The sequence below is a fragment of the Donghicola tyrosinivorans genome (assembly GCF_003003355.1).
GTDB lineage: Bacteria > Pseudomonadota > Alphaproteobacteria > Rhodobacterales > Rhodobacteraceae > Donghicola > Donghicola tyrosinivorans.
The window spans coordinates 320,179-334,818 of sequence record NZ_PVTQ01000001.1 but is presented as its reverse complement, the minus strand read 5'-3'; the positions used below and the strand labels follow the sequence as shown (position 1 = coordinate 334,818).

13 protein-coding genes and 1 tRNA gene are annotated in these 14,640 nt (G+C 58.9%); 2 read left to right on the top strand and 12 right to left on the bottom strand.

Features of this window, described 5'->3' with window-relative positions:
- Together mazG and CLV74_RS01600 are read left to right on the top strand one after the other, a co-directional pair.
- Positions 1-813, top strand: coding sequence for a nucleoside triphosphate pyrophosphohydrolase (gene mazG, locus CLV74_RS01605; RefSeq protein ID WP_106262452.1), 813 nt, complete (start codon positions 1-3; stop codon positions 811-813).
- A 71-nt stretch (positions 814-884) separates the two neighbouring features.
- Positions 885-1,898, top strand: a complete 1,014-nt coding sequence (locus CLV74_RS01600; protein WP_106262451.1) for a Fe(3+) ABC transporter substrate-binding protein — start codon at positions 885-887, stop codon at positions 1,896-1,898.
- A gap of 101 nt (positions 1,899-1,999) precedes the next feature.
- Here CLV74_RS01600 and CLV74_RS01595 read toward each other — a convergent pair whose 3' ends face one another.
- From CLV74_RS01595 to CLV74_RS01540, 12 genes are all read right to left on the bottom strand, one after another.
- Positions 2,000-2,986, bottom strand: coding sequence for a DUF6976 family protein (locus CLV74_RS01595; RefSeq protein ID WP_106262450.1), 987 nt, complete (start codon positions 2,984-2,986; stop codon positions 2,000-2,002).
- Between the two features lie 19 nt (positions 2,987-3,005).
- Positions 3,006-3,212, bottom strand: coding sequence for a hypothetical protein (locus tag CLV74_RS01590; RefSeq protein ID WP_106262449.1), 207 nt, complete (start codon positions 3,210-3,212; stop codon positions 3,006-3,008).
- 152 nt (positions 3,213-3,364) lie between these two features.
- Positions 3,365-3,931 (bottom strand): PqiC family protein, encoded by a 567-nt coding sequence (locus tag CLV74_RS01585; protein ID WP_106262448.1) that lies wholly within the window; start codon positions 3,929-3,931, stop codon positions 3,365-3,367.
- Position 3,932: 1 nt separating this feature from the next.
- Positions 3,933-6,053 (bottom strand): PqiB family protein, encoded by a 2,121-nt coding sequence (locus CLV74_RS01580; RefSeq protein WP_245888417.1) that lies wholly within the window; start codon positions 6,051-6,053, stop codon positions 3,933-3,935.
- The gene (locus CLV74_RS01575) at positions 6,050-6,724 is read right to left on the bottom strand and encodes a paraquat-inducible protein A (RefSeq protein ID WP_106262447.1); all 675 of its coding nucleotides are present in this window, start codon (positions 6,722-6,724) and stop codon (positions 6,050-6,052) included. The genes CLV74_RS01580 and CLV74_RS01575 overlap by 4 nt, the downstream gene beginning before the upstream one ends.
- Positions 6,721-7,344, bottom strand: coding sequence for a paraquat-inducible protein A (locus tag CLV74_RS01570; RefSeq protein WP_245888416.1), 624 nt, complete (start codon positions 7,342-7,344; stop codon positions 6,721-6,723). The genes CLV74_RS01575 and CLV74_RS01570 overlap by 4 nt, the downstream gene beginning before the upstream one ends.
- A 220-nt stretch (positions 7,345-7,564) precedes the next feature.
- Positions 7,565-7,816 carry a hypothetical protein gene (locus tag CLV74_RS01565; RefSeq protein ID WP_106262446.1) on the bottom strand — a complete coding sequence of 84 codons (252 nt, stop codon included), beginning with the start codon at positions 7,814-7,816 and terminating at the stop codon, positions 7,565-7,567.
- Positions 7,817-7,835: 19 nt separating this feature from the next.
- Positions 7,836-11,477, bottom strand: coding sequence for a vitamin B12-dependent ribonucleotide reductase (locus CLV74_RS01560; protein WP_106262445.1), 3,642 nt, complete (start codon positions 11,475-11,477; stop codon positions 7,836-7,838).
- Between the two features lie 1,104 nt (positions 11,478-12,581).
- Positions 12,582-12,980 (bottom strand): hypothetical protein, encoded by a 399-nt coding sequence (locus CLV74_RS01555; protein ID WP_106262444.1) that lies wholly within the window; start codon positions 12,978-12,980, stop codon positions 12,582-12,584.
- A 418-nt stretch (positions 12,981-13,398) separates the two neighbouring features.
- A tRNA-Pro gene (locus CLV74_RS01550) sits at positions 13,399-13,475 on the bottom strand.
- A gap of 53 nt (positions 13,476-13,528) precedes the next feature.
- Positions 13,529-13,915, bottom strand: coding sequence for a DUF192 domain-containing protein (locus tag CLV74_RS01545; protein ID WP_245888435.1), 387 nt, complete (start codon positions 13,913-13,915; stop codon positions 13,529-13,531).
- Positions 13,916-13,999: 84 nt separating this feature from the next.
- Positions 14,000-14,524 (bottom strand): cold-shock protein, encoded by a 525-nt coding sequence (locus CLV74_RS01540; RefSeq protein WP_245888415.1) that lies wholly within the window; start codon positions 14,522-14,524, stop codon positions 14,000-14,002.
- Between the last annotated feature and the right edge of the window lie 116 nt (positions 14,525-14,640).

The window sequence follows — 14,640 nt, the reverse complement described above, 5'->3', positions numbered from 1 at the left end:
ATGCCCCAAGATCCGATCCATGACCTGCAAGGAATGCCGCAACTGCTGGAGATCATGCGCAGGTTGCGCGATCCGCAAAACGGTTGCCCTTGGGACATTGAACAGACCTTCGCGACCATCGCCCCCTACACCATCGAAGAAGCCTATGAGGTGCGCGACGCGATTGAGCGCGAGGCATGGGACGAACTGAAATCGGAACTGGGTGATCTACTGTTCCAGTCGGTGTTCCACGCACAGATGGCGCAGGACGCGGGAATGTTCGATTTTCAGGATATTGTCGGGGCGATCAGCGAAAAGATGATCAACCGCCATCCCCATGTGTTCGGGGATGAAAGCCGCGACAAAAGCGCAGCGCAGCAGACACTGGATTGGGAAAAGGTCAAAGCAGCGGAGCGTGCCGCGAAAAAGCAAACCGGTGTGCTGGATGATGTGGCCATTGCACTGCCCGCCTTGCAACGGGCGGTCAAACTGCAAAACCGAGCGGCCCGTGTGGGCTTTGACTGGCCCGCGACAGAGATGGTCCTAGATAAACTGCAAGAAGAAGCCCGAGAACTGGTCGAGGCTCGCGATAAGTTGACCGAAGACGAAGTCCGCGACGAGATGGGCGACATCCTGTTCGTGGTCGCCAATCTGGCCCGTCACTTGGGCGTTGATCCCGAAGAGGCTCTGCGCGGGACGAATGCGAAATTCACCCGTCGTTTCCGCAGCATAGAGGCCGCCCTTGCCGCAAAGGGCAAACATCCCAAAGACAGCACCCTAGAGGAAATGGACGCGCTCTGGGACGCAGCCAAGGCCGCAGAGAAAGCCGACTAAAGCAATCAGGTATTGACCCGACAAGTTTAGTCAGGTTTAAGGGCGGAAATTGACCAACGCAGAGGATCACCATGTTTGCGCAAGTTAAGACCGCCCTTTTTGCCGGAACCGCGCTGGCCATCGCCGCGCCTGCCTTCGCCGAAGAGGTCAACGTCTACTCGAACCGTCAGCCCGAGCTGATCCAGCCGCTGTTTGACGCCTTCACCGAAGAGACCGGCATCGACGTAAACATGGCTTACCTCAAGGACGGCATGCTGGAGCGTCTGGTGGCCGAGGGTGACCGCACCCCTGCCGATCTGGTCTTCACCGTCGATATCTCGCGTCTGGCCGCCGTAGTGGATGCGGGCCTTAGCCAGCCTGTGACCAGCGACGTGCTGACCCAAAGCATCCCTGCCCTCTACCATGATCCCGCAGGTCATTGGTGGGGTCTCACCACCCGTGCCCGCGTGGTCTATGCCTCGAAAGAGCGTGTGGCCGATGGCGATCTGACCTCTTACGAGGATCTGGCCGATCCCAAGTGGAAAGGCCGCATCTGCACCCGTTCGGGCACCCATGACTATATGCTGGCGCTGACCGCTGCGATGATCTCGCACCACGGTGAAGAATACACCACCACTTGGCTGGAAGGCATCAAGGCGAACCTTGCGCGTAAACCCGAAGGCAACGACCGCGCACAGGTCAAAGCGATCTGGGCCGGCCAGTGCGACATCAGCCTTGGCAACACCTACTACATGGGCCAGATGCTGGGTGATGCCGAGCAGACCGAATGGGCCAACAGCGTGCGCCTGATCTTCCCCGAATTCGAAGACGGCGGCACCCATGTGAACATCTCGGGCGTTGTGATGACCAAAGCCGCCCCGAACCACGACAACGCTGTCAAGCTGATGGAATTCCTTGCCTCGCCCGAAGCGCAGGAAATCTACGCCGAAGTGAACAGCGAATACCCGATCGCCAACGGCTCGACACCCAGCGAACTGGTGGCAAGCTGGGGCAGCTTTACCGCAGACAACGTGGATCTGATGGATCTGGCCCGCCTGCGCGATGACGCCCTGCGCCTGACCGAACAGGTGGACTACGACGGCTGATCGCCGCGTTCACCGCACCAGAACTGAGCCAAAACAAAACGCCCCGCAGTGATCTGCGGGGCGTTTCTTATCCCGTAAGGATTTCAGGTAAGTCTACGGGATTATGCCGCTTTGATGTCCAGCTTGACCAGCGTCTGGTTCAGCAGGATGTAGGCGATTTCGCCGAAGGTCACAGGACCGGTGAAGGTGCCGGTCGATTTGCCTTCCAGCTCGCCGTAGAGGTAGTTCAGAATGCAGTTGCACGAATACTGGCCGTCACCTGCATCGGTCAGATTTGCCGCGAAGGTGCCAGCGTAGTCTGCCACGGGAGATGCCATCTGGTACTCAACACCGGGAACGACGGGCGCGTAGAAGGCCACTTCGCCTGCATCGGTGTCCACCGCCTGTACCGATACGTTGACCAGCGCGCCGGCGTAGTTCGCAACCAGCGGCAAACGGGTATCGATGTTGTTGTCGGTCAGGTACTGGGCCAGATTTACCGTCTCGCCGTTCACCGAAACATTCTTGGCCGAGAAGCCGCCTTCGGGGAAGGTGAAGGTGGTCTTGGCATCATTGCCCTGGCTGAAGATGTTGACGATGTCGGTCGAGACCGAGGCGCCTTCGGGCAGAGCCACATGCAGTGCCACAGCGCCATCTTCGTGGCCGGTGCCGGTGGCGCCGTCAAAGACCATCGGCTTTGCCTTGCCCAGATCATCCAGATGGATGCCCGAGATCCAGCCCACCAGCGGCTGTGCAAACAGGTCATTGTACATGGGCGCTTCCAGCGCAAAGGTGGTGTGCGCACCGCTGAAAGCAGGGATCAGCAGGACGGTGAAACCGCCGCGCTTGTAGCCGTTCGAAATGGCCTTCAGGCTATCCGCGCCATAGTAGGCAGGGGCGGCCGAAGCAACGCCTTCGAAGGTGGTGCAGAAGACCTTATCGCGGACAACAGCGCCGCCAGCGTCAGTCACGAAATAGACCGACGTGCCGCCAATCCAGTTTCCTTTGGGCAGCTGTGCCAGCAGAGGGGCATCGCCTGCAATCGACATGATCGCGCCAGCTTCGATACGAGCAGCAGCTTCAGCAACGGTAAGCAGTTCGTTTTTCATCGGGATATTCCTTACCTACTCAGAGATTGGCCAGATCGTTGGCGGCGTAGTCATTTTCGGACGCGAACTTTGCCAGTTCAGCGGCCTTCTCGCCCAGACTATCGGGGGCGCCTTTGACTTCGTTGCGCAGTCGGCCAATCAGAATGCGCGTCGCCAGCGACGCCTTGGAAAGGTCGCTGCTGCTAAGCAGAACCTGCTCGCATTGGGTGGTGGAAATAGCTGACATTGTACCCTCGCTCTTCTTTGCCATCCTACGTGAAGACATCTCAAGTCTTGCACATGACTAGCCTGACAAGGCAGCGAGGGTCGCGTTCCCCGATGTATCGGAGTCACAGTAAATCGGATGGACAACCGCCCAACCGACACCTTTTGGATAGGTCAAAGACCGTTCTGGACAATCTCTTCGGCCAGTTTTGCCAGTGCTGCGCTGCGCGCGCGCGCAATATCGGCAGGGCTGCCGGTACCGTCGATTGTCTCGGTGATCCGGAACAGACGCGCCCGATCCCGACCCCGCCCTTCGCTGTCCACAACGAAATACTGACCGGCCAACAGCAGCGTCCCGTCTGCCTGCGCCAGTAGATCGCTGAAGCGGATATCCACGCGGCCTGCGGGATAGGCATCAAAGGGCCACGGCTCGGGCGCGACGGTGGCACCGGTGATCTGGGTCAACTGGCGCGCCAGCGCCATGGTCAGTGACCGCGCAGGATCGTCGGCCCACAGAAGCCCCGCGTTGGCCGTGATGGTGCCATCGGCGTTCTGGGTGGCAACGGTCTCTTCGCCCGCATAGGTGGGCAGGCTGACCAGACGCACCTCAAGCGAGGGGTAGCTGGAGTTGGCGCGTACCTCGCTGGGAACCTCCGGCACGGACAGACGCACGTCAGAGCTACAGGCCCCCAGCGTCATCACTGGGGCGATCAGGGCGGCAATTGCAAAAGAGGTCTTCATATCATCTTCCCAAAATCAACGAGTTCGGACGGCGCTCAATCGTACTGGCCAGACCATCCAAGGCACGGGCAGCTTCGGTCACTGCACGCAAGGCATTGCGCACGTCGCGGTTCACGGCCGAGTTGCCGTCATAGTCCCCAAGCAGCCCCTGCGCCTTGGCCACCAGCCCGTTCACACGGTTGACCAGTGCGGGCAGTTCTTGCGAGGCATCTGCGATCCGGTCTGCCGCATTGCTAGCGGACTGGAGCGTACGGTTCACATTCTCAACCGTACCGCCATTGCGCAACTCTTCCAGCACAAGCGCCAGCTCGCTCAGGGCGGCGCTCATGTCGGTGGGCAGGTTGCGGGCCTGCGGCGTGTCGATCAGAGCCTCGGTCGCCTGGATCAGACCAGATAGGTCGTCGGACAGGCGTTCCACCGGAATGGTGTTCAGCTTGGCCACCACGACATTCGCCTGATCCAGCAGTTCCGGAACCCCATCAATGGCGGTTTTGGCCGAGGCGGCTGTTTCATCCAACGTCTGGATGGTGCTGGTCAGATGGGCCACCAGTTCGTTTTCATTGATCGCGGCTAGGGTCTTGTTCAACTCGGACGCCGTGCCGGTTAGCTCGGTCATCAGGGTGGACAGCTGATCCGGCACCTGCTGCACCTTCTCAGAGCCGACAATCCCGCGGATATCGCCAAGAAGGCCGCGCAGGTCTTCGGGTGTGCCACGCACGTCTTCGCTGCTGACCAGCGAGGTGGCGCTGTTCAGGAAATCGATCCCGCTTTGCAGCAACTCTTCAATGGGCAGGTTGTTCACTCGGTTAAAGACGGATTCAGCGGTAGCCGCCACGTCGGTCAATTCAGCCGGTGCTGTCGGAAAGACCGGAAACGGCACGCCGTTCATGTCCAACTCGGCGGCGGGTGCACCTTCCAATGTGACCAGATCCACCTTAAGGCCGCCGGTCAGCAGCGAGGCATTGGTCAGTCGCGCACGCATCCCGCCCGCCACAGCTTGCTGCAGGTATTGCATCACATCCAGCCCCTCAGCGTCATCTTCCGTCGATAGACCCAGACGTTCGGGCTGCAATGCCATCGTGGCCAGTAGGCGCACCTGCGCATCACCGAAGCGTTCGGGATCGACAAGACCAGTCAGGTTGGTGATCCGGCCCACCTTCAGGCCCGCCAGTTCCACCGGCGCATCAGGGCGCAGACCTGCAACGTTGGTGTCAAAGATCAGCGTCATGTCGATGGACGGCCCTTCGGCGCGGGCAAAGAGGCTGGCGCGGGCGTCTTCTTCGGCATCGTACAGCTCGAAAACATCGCCATCTTCAGCGGGGAAGCCGCCAGAAGCTGCCGTGTCAAAGGTGATCCCCCCTGCCAGCAGCGACGAGATGGTCGCAAAATCCACCGAGGCCCCGTTCGGCCCGAAGCTTAGCGAAAAGCCCGACGTGTTCCAGAACCGCGTGGTCGAGGTAATCCGCCGGTCGTAAGGCGCATAGATGACCGCATCGGCAAGAACGGTGTTCCCGTCTTCGGCAATGCGTGCGGGGCCGATCTCGCCGACCTCAACGCCTTGGTAGAGGATGGGCGCATCGCCGGTGATGCCTTCGTCGCCAACACCGCGCAGGGTGATTTGCAGGCCCTTTTGACCGGGGCTCAGCAAGGGGGCGGTATCGCGGCCCTCAAAGCTGTCTTGCGGCGTGCCCGGCTGGCTATCCCATTCGCCTTCCAGATAGACACCGGACAGAACCGTATCCAGACCTGTCACCCCACGGGCCGAGACCTCGGGGCGGACGACCCAGAACACTGCGTCCTCATCCACGAATTCCACCACGCGGTTGTCGATGCGTACACCGACGGCCACATGCAGCATGTCGTCCTGCAAGCGGACGCTTTCCACCACACCCACGGTCACATCGCGGAACTTCAGTTCCGTTTCGGACACGCGGATACCGGCGGCATCTTCAAAGATAATCTCGATCAACGCGCCACGGTCGCGCCAGTGCTGCCAAGCAATCGCCAAAGCGATCAGCAGCGCGCCCAAGGGCACCAGCCAGACAATCGACACGCGTTCCAGAATGCTACGTCCGGCGCTTTCGACCAGAATCTCGTCGGGGGTGTTTTCGGGCTCGCTCACGGGCGCTCCTTCTTTTGTAGGTCGGCGTCAGGGGCATCGTTCTGGACGTCATCGCCCAGAGTGTCCCAGATCAGACGCGAGTCAAAGGACTGGGCCGCCAGCATCGTAAAGATTACCGACAGCGCAAATGTCAGGGCCGCAGGGCCGGGCGAAATGCTGGCCGCCACGTTTAGCTGCACAAGAGCCGAAAGGATCGCAACCACAAAGACGTCGATCATCGACCATCGGCCAATATATTCCACCAGTTCATAGAGGTGCTGACGGCGGCCGGGGGCCATCTTTCCCACCCCGCGCACCGACAGGGCCAGATAGGCAACGGCGGCGAATTTGGCGACCGGAATGCCAACCGAGGCAATCAGGATGATCGCCGCCACACCGTAATCGCCGTGATGCATCAGGGCGATGGCACCGGCAACGATGGTATCTTCGCTGGTATGCACCAGGGTACGGGTGCGCAGCATCGGCTCCAGGTTGGCGGGGATGTAGCACATCACGCCCACCAGCCACCACGCCCAGACCTTCTGCATCGAGCGCATATCCCGCGAGCGCAGATTGTGGTCACATCGGGTACAAGGCTGGCCTTCCTGAGACAGAGGAAAGACCGCGCCGCAACGCTCGCACGCCAGATGGCCCGCAGAGCGCGCCGAGATTGCATGGTGTGAATGGGTCATTTCCGGCGCTCCAGAGCGTTCCAGATAGACCAGCGGCACATCATGTTGTCTTGCAGCAGAACCACCACGACCAGCACACACATCATCCAGAAGGCCGAGCCCAGATGCACCTGCGCAAGGGCCGAAACCTTGACCAAAGCGACGCCGCAGCCCAGCACGAAGATCTCGGCCATAGACCACGGCTTGAGGGCCTCGAACAGGCGAAAGGCCCGTTTCGATGCGGGCAGCGGTTTGCGATCAAAGGCCATCGGGGCCAGCACATAGATCGACAGCAGCATCCGCAGCATGGGCACCACAACGATCAGCGCCCCCACAGCCAAGGACAGCACAAACAGCGGGCCGGTCGCAAAAGCCAGCACCGCATCCATCAGGGATGTGGCGTTGGAAAAGCCCGCGCGGCTGATCTGTAGAAAGGGCAAAAAGAGGGCCGCAATTACAAGGATCAGGTTCGTCACCGAGAGGGCCACGATACGGATCATCGCATGAGCCCGCGGTGCGATCAGCACCGTATGGCAGCGCTTACATACGGCACGCTCGCCGAACTCGGGCATCCGAACGCGGTACAGCGCATCGCAATGGGGGCAAACAATCATCTGCCCATTGGTCGCGTTATCAGTCACTCGGACAATCCCTTAAGATGCAATTCTGCATGTGCATCATATCTAATCATTAAACAAATCGAAACAACTGATCCGTCGCATCCCTGCCCCCAAAGAAAAGGGGGCCGCTGCGAACAGCGACCCCAGTTTCACGGGTCCGACTCGTATAGTTGGGACTGCCCGATTATTTTCATGCCTGCGTCCGGACCCGTGTTCAGGGCGAGCGCACCCGCCCCAGACCTCAGTGTAGTTTGGGCTGATCCGCGTGACGCTTCAGCGTCACCTCCAGATCACTCGACCCAAGTTTCAACTCTACAATCTCGTAGGCGCGAAGCGCCCTACCCTCTGCCAGTACGGTCAGGCATCCCGCACCTTCGAAAGCCTCGTTAACAAGCCAGCTGTTGTATTGGCGCGGGAATTGCGCCGTCAGCCCGCCTACCCCCCGGCGCACCTCTTTGGGTGCGACGAGGTCATTATTCAAAAGGAACTGCATCGATGTCCCCGCTCGATCCTTAGCTGCAGCCGCTTGTGGCGCCACAGGTGTTGCATTTCATGCAGGTTCCGTTGCGGACCAGGGTGTAGTTGCCACAGTCACCACAGGCCTCGCCTTCATATCCCTGCATCTTCGCCTTCTGACGGGCGTCGATTTTTGTAACTGGCTGAGTCGATTCCTTCGACGTGACCAGAGTTGCTAGGGATTCCCCAGAGTCCAATTTGGAGTCAACGGATTCGCTGTGGATATGTTGCCCGCCACGCAAAACAACTAGGTCTGCGGGCACACGTTTACGAAGATAGCCCGACGAACTGATCTGCTTCAGCACTTCCAGCGGGTCATGGGCGCGGCTTTCGGGAACCTCTTTAAAGTTCCGTTTGCCTTCCTCTTCGCCGCGGCCCAGATCGTCAAAGCTGGCGCCCTGAGGCTTGATGTGTGCCAGATCGGTCCGGTCCAGATAGCTGACCGCCAGTTCGCGGAAAATGTAATCCAGGATCGAGGTTGCGTTCTTGATACTGTCGTTGCCCTGCACCATGCCCGAGGGTTCGAACTTGGTGAAGGTGAAGGCGTCCACGAACTCTTCCAGCGGCACCCCGTATTGCAGACCAACCGAGACCGCGATGGCAAAGTTGTTCATCATTGCGCGGAAGCCTGCGCCTTCCTTGTGCATATCGATGAAAATCTCGCCCAAGGAACCATCACCGTATTCACCGGTGCGCAGATAGACCTTGTGCCCCCCCACAACCGCTTTCTGGGTGTAGCCTTTGCGACGCTCGGGCAGTTTGGTGCGCTGGGTCTTGGCGATCTCTTTGATGACCACCTTCTCAACGATCTTCTCGGCAATGACAGCGGCTTTTTCCTGCGGGGTGCCGCTTTCCAGCACCTCTGCTGCGTCGTCGTCATCCTCTACCAGCGCCGCTGCCAGAGGCTGGCTCAGCTTCGATCCGTCACGGTAGAGGGCGTTGGCTTTGACACCCAGTTCCCACGACAGCTCATAAGCCTTCTGGCAGTCCTCGATGGTGGCGTTGTTGGCCATGTTCACGGTCTTGGAGATCGCGCCCGAGATAAAGCTTTGCGCGGCGGCCATCATGCGGATGTGGCTTTCGACGCTGAGGTAACGCTTGCCCTTCTTGCCGCAGGGGTTCGCGCAGTCAAAGACGTTGTAATGATCGGTCTTCAGGTGCGGCGCGCCCTCAAGGGTCATGGTGCCGCAGACATGGTCATTGGCAGCCTCAACCTCGGCTTTAGTATAGCCCAGATGGCGCAGCAGATCGAAGCTGGGGTCCACCAGTTTGGCCGCCGGAATGCCCAGAACGTTCTTGCAGAACTCTTCGCCCAAGGTCCACTGGTTGAAGACAAAGCGGATGTCGAAGGCGGTCGCCAGCGCGGCCTCGATCTTTTCCAACTCGGCCTTGCCGAAACCGTGGCCGATCAGGCTTGTGTGGTTGATGCCGGGCGCATTACCAAGGCTGCCGTGGCCGACCGCATAGCTGATGATTTCTTCGATCTGCGCACTGCCGTAGCCTAGTTTCTCCAGCGCAGCAGGCACCGAGCGGTTGATGATCTTGAAGTATCCGCCACCTGCAAGCTTCTTGAATTTCACCAGCGCAAAGTCAGGCTCGATACCGGTTGTGTCGCAGTCCATGACCAGACCGATGGTGCCGGTGGGCGCGATCACAGTGGCCTGCGCGTTGCGATAGCCGTGCAGCTCACCCAGACGCAGGGCCTCGTCCCACGTGCTGGCCGCGATCTTGGTCAAGCGGGCATCGGGGCAGTTCACCAGATCCAGCGGGATCGGTTTGACGGCCAGTTCCTCATAGCCCTCGGCATTGCCGTGCGCCGCGTTGCGATGGTTACGGATGACCCGCAGCATGTGATGCGCGTTGCGCTCATAGCCCGAGAAGGTACCCAATTCGCCCGCAATCTCGGCCGAGGTTGCGTAGGACACGCCTGTCATGATCGCCGTCAGCGCGGCAGCCATCGCACGGCCTTCCTTGCTGTCGTAGCCATAGCCCATCTGCATCAGCAGGCCGCCAATGTTGGCATAACCCAGACCCAGCGTGCGGAAGTCATAAGACAGCTGCGCAATTTCCTTCGAGGGGAACTGCGCCATCATCACGCTGATCTCCAGCGTCAGGGTCCACAAACGCGAGGCGTGCATGTAGTCCTCAACGCGGAAGGTACCGCCTTTGTAGAACTGCAGCAGGTTCATCGAGGCAAGGTTGCACGCGGTATCGTCAAGGAACATGTATTCCGAGCACGGGTTCGAACCGCGGATCTGCCCGTCTTCGGGGCAAGTGTGCCATGCGTTCACAGTGTCGTGGTACTGGATGCCCGGATCGGCGCAAGCCCATGCGGCGTGGCCAATCTGCTCCCACAGATCACGGGCCTTGATCGTCTTGGCGACCGAGCCGTCGGTGCGGCGGATCAGTTCCCAATCCGCGTCATCCTTGACCGCCTGCAGGAACGCATCCGTCACGCGGACCGAGTTGTTCGAGTTCTGGCCCGACACGCTGGCATAGGCTTCGCTGTCCCAGTCGGTGTTGTAGGTCGGGAACTCGATGCTGCTGTAGCCCTGCTGTGCGTAATCCAGCACGCGCTTGATGTAAGTCTCTGGGATCGCGTTCTTTTTCGCGCCGCGAATGGCGGATTTCAGCGCGCCGTTCTTGGTGGGATCAACCGCATCCTCGGTGCTGCCGTCCCATTCGCGGATGGCGGCGAAAATCTCGTTCAGGCGTGCCTCGTGCATCTTCGAACCGGCGACGATGCTGGCAACCTTCTGCTCTTCCTTGACCTTCCAGTTGATGAAATCCTCGATATCGGGATGGTCCGCATCACAGATCACCATCTTGGCCGCGCGGCGGGTGGTACCACCGGACTTGATCGCGCCCGCAGCACGGTCTCCGATCTTCAGAAAGCCCATCAGGCCCGAGGATTTGCCGCCGCCCGACAGGCTCTCGCCCTCGCCGCGCAGGCTGGAAAAGTTGGTGCCGGTACCCGAGCCATATTTGAACAGGCGTGCTTCGCGAACCCAGAGGTCCATGATGCCGCCCTCGTTCACCAGATCATCGCTGACCGACTGGATAAAGCAGGCGTGCGGCTGGGGATGCTCATAAGCGCTGTTCGATTTGGTCAGCTTGCCGGTCTTGTAGTCTACGTAGAAGTGGCCCTGGCTGGGGCCGTCGATGCCATAGGCCCAATGCAGACCGGTATTGAACCACTGGGGGCTGTTCGGCGCGGCCATCTGGCGGGCCAGCATATAGCGCATCTCGTCGAAATAGGCCTGCGCGTCTTCCTCGGTGGTGAAATAGCCACCCTTCCAGCCCCAATAGGTCCAAGCACCTGCCAGACGGTCAAACACCTGCTTGGCGCTGGTCTCGCCCGACATGGCAGAACCCTCAACGGGGACCGAGCGCCACAGGAATTCGGGAACGTCCTTTTCGCGGACACGCTTGGTTTCAGCGGGAACACCGGCCTTGCGGAAATACTTTTGCGCAATGACGTCGCTGGCAACCTGGCTCCAACCTGCGGGAACCTCAACGTTATCCAGCTTGAATACTACAGTACCGTCAGGGTTGCGGATTTCCGAAACCGTTTTCACGAAATCCAGCGAAGCATATGCGTCTTGGCCGGCTTTGGTAAACTTCCTGTCGATCTTCATTCTTTTGTCCCGTCTGACAATAATCCATCGGCCCGCCAAGGCGGCCAAAGTCCTAAAATGGACAGTTATTCTTTACTTAACAGGCAAACACGCTGCCCGAGCGAGGCGACAAACCGTAAGAACTTACAACTCTAGAGGCTTGCTCATGGCACTAAATATAGTGCAGTTCGCTTCATGCCCCACAATCTGGCGTAGCAGGGCCTAAACGGTCAACGAATTTTTTACCCAAAATGAGACAAAAATGGACTTGCAGCGCCCCGCCTCCTGAAGGGTCAAAGAGGGGCAAGTGATTCATGTCGGATCGTCAACTTTTACACAATATTTTTGCACACACGGGTTTTTCTCTTTATCTACTGCGCATTAGACTGTGGATGCTTTTTGACGGCTTTCGGCACACACGCAAAGCGAGAGCGGACCACCATCCCAAAAGGATAGTCTTTCTACCTTGTGGGTGATTAGACATATCCAAAGTTGAGATTACATATCTTCGCGCTGAATTCCGATTCGAAGCCTCCGGAAATGGCGAATTGGTTAACAAATCACTGTCTTTCGTGCAGTCGAAACGGTCGAAGGGCCAAGAATCGACGCATAATCGCCGCCCAAATCGGCGCAGTTCCCTTTGGCGACACAATATACAGTGGGGGATTCTTTTCCTCGGCGGCGGCAAATGCAAAAGTCGTGAGATTCTGCACCCATGCCCGCCGCGATGGAATTTGAGGGAATTGGGAAGGGCATCGCTCTGCCAATGCAGGCGGCTATGCTACCCGTTAGGTTTCCCCAGATCTTCACGCATCAGCCGCATGTTCACTGGCAAGATAGCGCCCTGCCGAACACGCAAGCACGCCGAATTCCCCAGATCTAGGGGGCATGTTCCCGACAGGTTGGATTGTTTTACGGGTGCCTCACTGTCCACGCAGGACTAGCTAACCCATCGCGGGACTTTCTCCCCTTGGCGTCCCTATTTCCCGCCCTGCGATATAGGGCATGTTTTTGCAAAACCCCGCCCAAATCGGAGGATATTAAAAAACTTGCATGCCGCAACGTCATGTTGCGGCATGCAGGCTTACCGGGCTCTCTGCCCTCGTCACCAAGGTTCAAATGCCCTCAAGCTGCCTTTTTCATAGGGCGGGTGGGTGTGCGTGGTGCGGGAGGAGTCGGGGTAAAGGGCATTACGTTATCGCTGAAGCGCGCTTCGCTGTTGCCACGTTTGACCGCAGAGACATACAGCCAAACCGTCGCGGTAATCGCGGCAGCGCTGGCGATCTCGATAGCGCTGTTGCCAAGGGTGGCAAAGCTGAAACCCGTCGCGGTCACGCCAAGCAGGCCCATGATCGTCGCAGGCAAAGCCAGCGAGAAAAGACCGGTCAGGATGGCCAGAAGGTTCATCTGGATCACATCAGACCGCAGCCAGCTGCGCTGACCGGTGAGGAATTTGCAGTAGTAGACCATGGCCATCAGGGTCAGACAGGTCACACTGGAAAGAAGTGCAATCAGGTGGTTCATTGCGGGTGTCCTACGAAGACGCGACAGCATCTCAGGCCGGTCGCGCGGGCAGAAAATATCAGGCGGTGTTCAGAAGAGAGGCGGCGACAGCGGCCCGAAAGATGTGTTGCTCTGGCGCGGCGCGAAAGTAGCGCACGGCCGCCGTAAGCTCTGCCAGTCTGACTGGCCCCAAGGGTGTTCTGAAACGTCCCCGAATATCCATTGCCGACCCTCTTGCAGCGCGCATGGTCCGGGCTGCGTGACCGTCCGTCGTAGGTGGCAAGACGCGGCTGCCTCTGTGGCAACCCATAATGGTCTATGGCGGGCACCTTCAGATTGTCACAGCGCCAAATTTCCGCAAGTGGGAAAATAGCGGCGATGAGAGCGCCAACATCACATGATATTGCAACGTCCGTAATCGATGCGGATCAGTGGAAAGTGGTCGGGGCGGCGAGATTCGAACTCACGACCTTCTGTACCCAAAACAGACGCGCTACCAGGCTGCGCCACGCCCCGACTGGCCCCTCTCTAGTCCGAAGAAAAGACAAAGGAAAGAGGGATGTTATGATTTATTTGCAGGGTAAAGCCGCATCTGGTCCAAAGGCGGGATGCTGCGCCACGCTATCGGCATCAATGCCGATGCGGCGGGCCAGACCGCCATTGATCTCTAGCACCGACACGGCAGGCGCACCGGCACGGATCGGGGTTTCATCCCCGGGAATGGCATTTTCGTGCACACGCACGACACGGCCTTCGGTATCAAGAAAGATCATGTCCAGCGGGATCAACGTGTTCCGCATCCAGAAGGACAAATCATGAGGTTCTTCATAGATGAAGAGCATACCGGACGATGCAGGCAGCCGTTCACGGAACATCAATCCCCGCGCACGTTCAGCGTCATCGTCGGCAATCTCGACCGAGAACGAGACAGAGCCCCACTCTCCGGTCAGCAAAATGCGATCTGCTTCGCAGTTTGCTAGGGCCGCACTGGTAAATGTTGCGTAAACAGCAAAAATGGCCCGCAATAGAGACATCTTGGATCAGCGGCGAACCGCTGCCTCCCAGGCCAGCACTTCGGTCGCCATGCGACCACGCTTGCCGTCAATCACCCGAAGGCCAACAGCCTCGCCGGGTTGCAGGTCCGCAAGACCCGACCGGCGCAGCACCTCGATGTGGACGAAGACGTCTTCAGGCTTGCCCCAGACGTTGGCAAAGCCGAATCCCTTGCCTTTATCGAACCACTTCACACGGGCCGCTACCAACTCTGCCGAAGCAAAGATCGCCGGGTCCAGCTCTTCGAAATCCGCAAGCGCTGCTGCGGTCGTCGAACTTGGCGGTTCGATCGAAACGACCGTTACCGCTTGCACCCCGCGCTGGGTTTCCTGCGCGATAATTTCAATACCAGCTCCATCAGCCACCGAGCTTTGCCCAAAGTTCCGCAGCACGTTTGCGTGCAGCAAAATATCAGGTCCCCCCTCAGAGGCGACAACGAAACCAAATCCTTTGGCCGGATCGAACCACTTTACGTGACCAACGACCCTACGGCCGACTTTTTCTCCGCTCACGACGATATTCCAACAAATATTCCCCAACATCTTGTTTGTGTGCTGCGTAGAGCAAACATGCAACCCCAAAGAGTTTGCATAAATGTGGAAAGAACCCCATACAATTATGATGCGCC

Bases quoted from the DNA above. Each gene is read 5' to 3' on its own strand.
- mazG (WP_106262452.1), top strand. From the start codon at position 1: ATGCCCCAAGATCCGATCCATGACCTGCAAGGAATGCCGCAACTGCTG.
- CLV74_RS01600 (WP_106262451.1), top strand. From the start codon at position 885: ATGTTTGCGCAAGTTAAGACCGCCCTTTTTGCCGGAACCGCGCTGGCC.
- CLV74_RS01595 (WP_106262450.1), bottom strand. From the start codon at position 2,986: ATGAAAAACGAACTGCTTACCGTTGCTGAAGCTGCTGCTCGTATCGAA.
- CLV74_RS01590 (WP_106262449.1), bottom strand. From the start codon at position 3,212: ATGTCAGCTATTTCCACCACCCAATGCGAGCAGGTTCTGCTTAGCAGC.
- CLV74_RS01585 (WP_106262448.1), bottom strand. From the start codon at position 3,931: ATGAAGACCTCTTTTGCAATTGCCGCCCTGATCGCCCCAGTGATGACG.
- CLV74_RS01575 (WP_106262447.1), bottom strand. From the start codon at position 6,724: ATGACCCATTCACACCATGCAATCTCGGCGCGCTCTGCGGGCCATCTG.
- CLV74_RS01565 (WP_106262446.1), bottom strand. From the start codon at position 7,816: ATGCAGTTCCTTTTGAATAATGACCTCGTCGCACCCAAAGAGGTGCGC.
- CLV74_RS01560 (WP_106262445.1), bottom strand. From the start codon at position 11,477: ATGAAGATCGACAGGAAGTTTACCAAAGCCGGCCAAGACGCATATGCT.
- CLV74_RS01555 (WP_106262444.1), bottom strand. From the start codon at position 12,980: ATGAACCACCTGATTGCACTTCTTTCCAGTGTGACCTGTCTGACCCTG.